This window comes from Okeania sp. (assembly GCF_983059655.1).
The window spans coordinates 1-5937 of sequence record NZ_CEZPJD010000493.1; the positions used below are offsets into that span (position 1 = coordinate 1).

The following is a 5937-nucleotide window of genomic DNA, read 5'->3' on the forward strand; positions in this document are numbered from 1 at the left end:
TGAGACCTTTTCCGAGGTGGTTTAATTGACTTAATATCTCCCAACTCAATACCAAGCTCTCCCAAAACAAATTCTCCAGACGGCATCATATTATTCATCCTCATCCTCCAATTTTTTATGGTGTTCTAATGCTACACTACGAATTAAATTATGCTGCCTTACCAATAAATCATCATTTTCCACAACTTCCTCAACCAAATAGCGATCGCTTAAAACCTCTAAAGCTAATTCTGCTTCATCCTCATCACAATCCCAATCTGCCAAATGATTCAACCAAAACTTTTCCGGTACTGCACAACGATAAATCGAACCCTCGCATAATAACCGATAACTATTTATCGCATCCTGTTTCAGTCTGCCAAAAGTTTTTTCCAAACGTTCTTGCACATTTTTTCGGAGTTTGCGAGTATATCGATCCAATTTCCACTCGTCCTCAGCACCCTCTATTATTCCCTGATTAGCTTCAGCAATCGCCTTTTCTACTTCCTCTATTTCATGTCCGTACTTTTTCCAGTAAGCTACAACATTACCATTGAAAGGTTTAGCACCTATCTCCCCAGAAATTACACGCAATGCCAGAGGATGACCTTCATAAGCAGCACCAATACGTTTTAAATATTCGCAACCTGGTGAATCTGCATCTCCCTCTAACCCAGTTTTCTCGAATAATTCTAACTGTTCCGAATCAGTTAACCCACTCAATGGTAGGCAGTACCAGAAATTTTTATAACGCTCTGGTATTTGATGGGGAAAATCTTGGGAAGTTAAAATGATTTGACTGTGACAAGATTCTGCTCCTAAGAAACTCTCAAAAAATTTCCCCCACCATTCATCTCGGAAATTATTCCAACCTTCCTGCTCATTTCCCTCCATAATATTTTCCACAGAATCTATCAATATCAAATATTCATTATCCCGTAACCGCTTCACTAACCGATTTAATAATCTTTGGGTATCCCTGCGGTCTTCTTCCTGGAGGCGATCGCCCCACTTTTCTAACCATCGACTTGCCACACTAACAAAATCTGAAGCTTGGTTATCTAACTCAAAATTTTCCTGGTGAAACTTATTCCAATCTAGTTCTGATACTACTTTTTCAGCTAATGCCGTTTTACCAATACCTGCAATACCAACAATAATAGCAACCCGACAAGTATCTTTAATTTTATCGGTTAATTCAACAACTAAATTTTCTCGTCCCACCCAAGCATAATCATAAGCAAAAAAATCTTTTTTCTTACTTCGAGATAGTGGGTTATTATCTACTATTTCTTCCCAATTAACCCCCACAGTTTTGCAAATATTTATAAATGTTTCTTGTTGAATTGCTATTTGTTGCCAAAACCGCTTTAGTGTTGATCTGGAAGTTGTAGCCATATCATACCAGGCACTTTCACACTTATTCCATCCTTTCTTTTTTCTAGCCATATCAATAATTTTTAGACCTTGTTTAGATGCTGCAATAGTAGCTGCCATACTTATTTTTTCTACTTAATTTACACATCTTTTATTTTATAACATTTATCCAAAGTTCACTTGGCTCAGTTTTGGCTCACTTTTTGGTGCAGTGCTAATAATGAGACAAAAATGTAGCTTAATTTGCCCCGAAAAACCTATTTAGTTAACTCACGATAGAAGTTGTAGAACATCAAAATAAATCAAAAAAATGAACAACTTTTATGTCAATCCAGAACATCAAATTATTGTTGACTAACTAATAGAAATTCAAAAATATAATGGCTACCGTCAAGGGTGGATTTATTACAGTCTTTTAGAAGATCAACGCTCTAAAAAATTTACATTAGGAGACTGTTTAACAATTGCATCTAAACTCGGATATAAACCTGCCTGGGCTTGGCATTTATGGCGAGAAGTTCAATGATTATAAATTGATTGAAAAATATCAAGGTAGGTATTATTCCTGCCTAGAAAATTTTGTTAAAATATAATTAAAACCAAAAGAATTTTAATACTTGCTATAATTAATCAAAACCAAAGGAGAAAAATTAATGCCATCCCCATTTCCTGGTATGGACCCATATTTAGAACATCCTGATTTATGGCCTGGATTACATCTCTTCTTCATTACCAATCTTGCTCAGTTATTATCTCCCCAACTACGTCCAAAATATTTTGTTTCTGTAGAAGTCAGAATGTATGAAGAAAAGGATACAGAATCTGTACTGGTTGGTCTTCCTGATATTTCAGTGCTGTCGAAAAAAGGTCAAGTTAACACATCAAATTCTACAGAATCGACTGTTGCAACAACAGCAACTTCCACAAAACCTATAACAGTAACTCTGCCAATACCTATAACTATTCGCCAAGGATATTTGGAAATTCAAGAAGTAGCAACTAAGGAAGTTGTAACTACCATAGAAATATTATCTCCTTCTAATAAAAGAGGTGGAAAAGGTAGAGAAATATATCTAGAAAAACGAGAAAAAATTTTAGATAGTTTGACTAATTTTATCGAAATAGATTTACTGCGTCGCGGTCAACGAATGCCTATTTCAAATCAGAATATTAAAAGTCACTATCGGATTTTAGTTAGTCGCGGAAAGCAACGACCAAGAGCAGATTTATATGCCTTTAATATCCAAAATAAAATCCCTGAATTTCCATTGCCGTTACGCCCAGAAGATACGGAACTAATTATAGATTTACAAGCTTTATTAAATAATATTTATGATGTTGGCAGTTACGATTTAAAAATAGATTACACTCAAAAACCAGTACCAGAATTATCAGAAAAGGATGCAGTTTGGGCAGAGACTTGGTTACAACAACAAACTCTTTAAGGGTGGCGATCGCATTCTGGAGGGGTTTGGTTTCCCAACAAAAAAAATAGACCTCTTGCAAAAGTTTTAATTAAATCAATTTCAAGATATAGAATCAACAATTTCATCCCCTCCTATTCCCTGACTTCTGCAAGAAGTCTAATATTTAATCAATGCCATATTGCGATCGCAACACCAGATATAAAATCCTTGACAACTCCCGTCGTTTCAAAGGTTGAGCATCTAGAGGTGTACCGGAAGTACCAAATAACTGAAACACATCAAAATCTCCACTTTTACCAACAATAAATGCCAACTGCTCCCGCGTACATTGTAAATTTGGAGCAAAATATCCATTACCCACCCCCGAAACAATACCTTTTGCTGCCATAGTTTCAACTGCACGATAAGCAAAATTCTCCTTCGGTACATCAACAAAAGTGGGAAACTCAGGGTTCAACCACTCAAAACCCATCACATTTACCACCGCCACTGAAACAACTGCCCGGTTAACTGTTCCCTCTGGATTAAAATATAAATGATTGTAATTTTCTGTCCGTACAAAACCTGCCACAGCGAGAATTTGTATCGCCTCAAAGTCTGGATCGTCATGGGCAATATCGTTATACCAAAATAGGGGAATTTGATTACGAGTTAATAAACCCTGAAATTTATAAATCAGTCGTTTATTTGTAGCAATAGTCCGAATATCCACCCCTTCATTCAGAGCAAAAGCAGCTAAATGACCCCCTGCTTCGCCGATCGCCCATTCAACGGCGTGCATCCGATATACAGAATTACTCAAATGTGTTGTACCAATACTTTTCGCCGACAGAATCAGGTTATCTGTATTGATGGGTACCATTGCTTTTAACGCAATAGTAAAAGGCAAACATTTCATCTCATCTTTACTGTTGAAAATAAGATGGTTGGGGTTATCAGTGGGATGAATATCAAATAAAGCATAATGACCGATACCAACGCTATCCTCAAAACAATGTCCTCGTGCTTGTTCGCCATAATATTGTTGGGCAGTATCTCGGTAAACAATAGTTGTTAATGCTATCCCTCGTCTTGCTTCGCGGATATAGGGTTCCAGAGCAATACCATCATTCGTCCAAGTCAAATCTCCCCGTGGTTTTAATTCCCCTACCTTACCTATTAATACCCAATTGTTTGTTTTTAATGTTTGCGACTGGAGGTAATAAATATAAGCTTGAGTATATTCTCTTGCTTGCTGAAGATGTTTTTGGCGATCGCTCCGACTCACCCCAGTCAACAGACCCGCTTTATAATCATTGGACTCATAATTGAGGATAGTCACATCACCATTACTCGTAGTTGGGATATATCCTTCCTTGAGACGTCTTATCCGTCGATAAGTAAAAATTGCAAACCGCTCAAAAAATGCTCGCCCTTGAAAAGTGCTGGTAAATTTATCTGTCTGTAACCAAGGTTCGACACCATAACCTTCTGGTTTACCTATGGGAACACCTCCTCCCTCAGCAGTTTTTTCCACAGCAGCACAAAAAGTGATTGACTGTTGACATTCGGGAAAAGGTTGTTGGGGAAGAAATGGTTCACCTGTTTCGTTTTGTGATTCTTGTCCAATTCTGGATTCAATATTTCCCAATTCTAGTAAGTCGCCCAAGTCTGTCGCTTCAATGGTAATTTGAGCATTGACAGTAAAACGTTGATTATTTTGCACATCCTGAAATACAACACCCGTTACTTTTCGCTGTTCATTGGGAGACTGACTAAATAAGACTTCTACAGGTTCAGCAAAAGGAATCAGGGTTAATTGGCCGTTGCTGAGAAAATCTTCGATCGCTTCGTTAAGTGCTTGTGCCATAACTACAGTTGTTGTGGCAAAATTACTTACCCAACCCCCACCAGGATTATCAATTTTCTGACCATTAAGTGGTTGGAGTTCCCGACTACGTTCGCGGAATTGCCATTGAGTCTTAGAAAAAGCGTATTTGTCTCGGTCTACTTTATCTTCGTATATTTCCCCTGGATTAAATTTTTTTTCTAGTTGAGGATCGTCGGAAGCAGGTAATGCTTGGGTTGTAAATTGTCCGCCTAATATTTGTTTTGGTTGTACAAGGCAAACATTTGCACCCGCTTTTAATGCACCCAGGGTTGCCGAGTATGCTGCTGTGGAGCCACCCACTATTAATATCGGGAATGAGAAAATTTGACCATCGGTGGGTCTGGTAAAAAAGCGATCGTCTAATATACTGTTGCTCATGGTTATTTTGGATGTGGAATTTTATAGCCAAATGCTAATTATTATACCAATTCGCTTTCAGGATGTCATATCAAATCTGGTTCAACGTATTTCTGTCCAAAGCAACCGACAGGGTTTGCACAGCAGTCCATAACGGAAAGCAATTTCAAACCCTACTTCCGCCTCCTATTTCATTAATGGATAATTGATAATTACCTCTGGTTAAAACCGTTACGGAATTAGAGTATAAGGAAATATTATTTCTTTGCTCTTGGTCGATTAGATATGGCGTTAACGGAGTGGCTCTGCAAGAGTGTCTCCTCGCCATCCCACCCTTCAGAAAGCTCCGCTAACGACTGCTTTTTCCCCTTAAAAGGAGAGGCTTTAAACCAGAATTATTAAATTATTAATTATTCGGTAAGTCTTGTTTTTATTACTAACAAAAAATATTTTTGTTTCTGATTTCTATTGAGAAGCTATTTTGCAGTAATTGATATAGCTATCTAACTTTTTTGCTGATAAGAAGTTACATAAGCAGTTAACCAAGTCCCTGGAGCAAAAGCCATATTAATTGTTGCTCCTTCATCTTTATGCTGAAGGAATAATAAAACACCATCTTTTACTTGTGCTTCATCTGCTTGAACGTATTGTTCTCCTTTTTCTGCTATATCTTTAGTTACTCGCACATACCAATAGTAACGACCATAATTTATCGGTTCATTATTACTCACTTAAATTTTACTCCTATTTAACTGTATTGGACTTGCCGGATTATAAACCTCTCTGATTATTCTGTCAAGCTAAATTAACCAAAAATTATATTTTCCGTATCGGCTAAAAAATCACTAATATTTTAGATAAAATTTACTTTGAAATTTACACAAATGATACCAGCATACATGATATAAATTATTGATTTTATCACTG

4 protein-coding genes are annotated in these 5937 nt (G+C 37.0%); 1 reads left to right on the plus strand and 3 read right to left on the minus strand.

The window, feature by feature from the left end; genetic code table 11:
• Nucleotides 1-90: 90 nt before the first annotated feature.
• Entirely contained in the window at nucleotides 91-1476 is a 1386-nt protein-coding gene (locus tag AC3DU7_RS22575) for an NB-ARC domain-containing protein (protein ID WP_488041547.1), read from the minus strand.
• A 533-nt stretch (nucleotides 1477-2009) separates the two neighbouring features.
• Between AC3DU7_RS22575 and AC3DU7_RS22580 the strand changes: the two genes are divergently transcribed.
• Nucleotides 2010-2801, plus strand: coding sequence for a DUF4058 family protein (locus AC3DU7_RS22580; protein WP_488041548.1), 792 nt, complete (start codon nucleotides 2010-2012; stop codon nucleotides 2799-2801).
• 145 nt (nucleotides 2802-2946) lie between these two features.
• On the opposite strand, the gene AC3DU7_RS22585 is transcribed toward AC3DU7_RS22580, so the two are convergent.
• Both AC3DU7_RS22585 and AC3DU7_RS22590 read right to left on the minus strand, forming a co-directional pair.
• Nucleotides 2947-5031: an FAD-dependent oxidoreductase gene (locus tag AC3DU7_RS22585; RefSeq protein ID WP_488041549.1), complete on the minus strand. Its 2085-nt coding sequence runs from the start codon at nucleotides 5029-5031 to the stop codon at nucleotides 2947-2949.
• A gap of 482 nt (nucleotides 5032-5513) precedes the next feature.
• Nucleotides 5514-5741 (minus strand): hypothetical protein, encoded by a 228-nt coding sequence (locus AC3DU7_RS22590; RefSeq protein ID WP_488041550.1) that lies wholly within the window; start codon nucleotides 5739-5741, stop codon nucleotides 5514-5516.
• Between the last annotated feature and the right edge of the window lie 196 nt (nucleotides 5742-5937).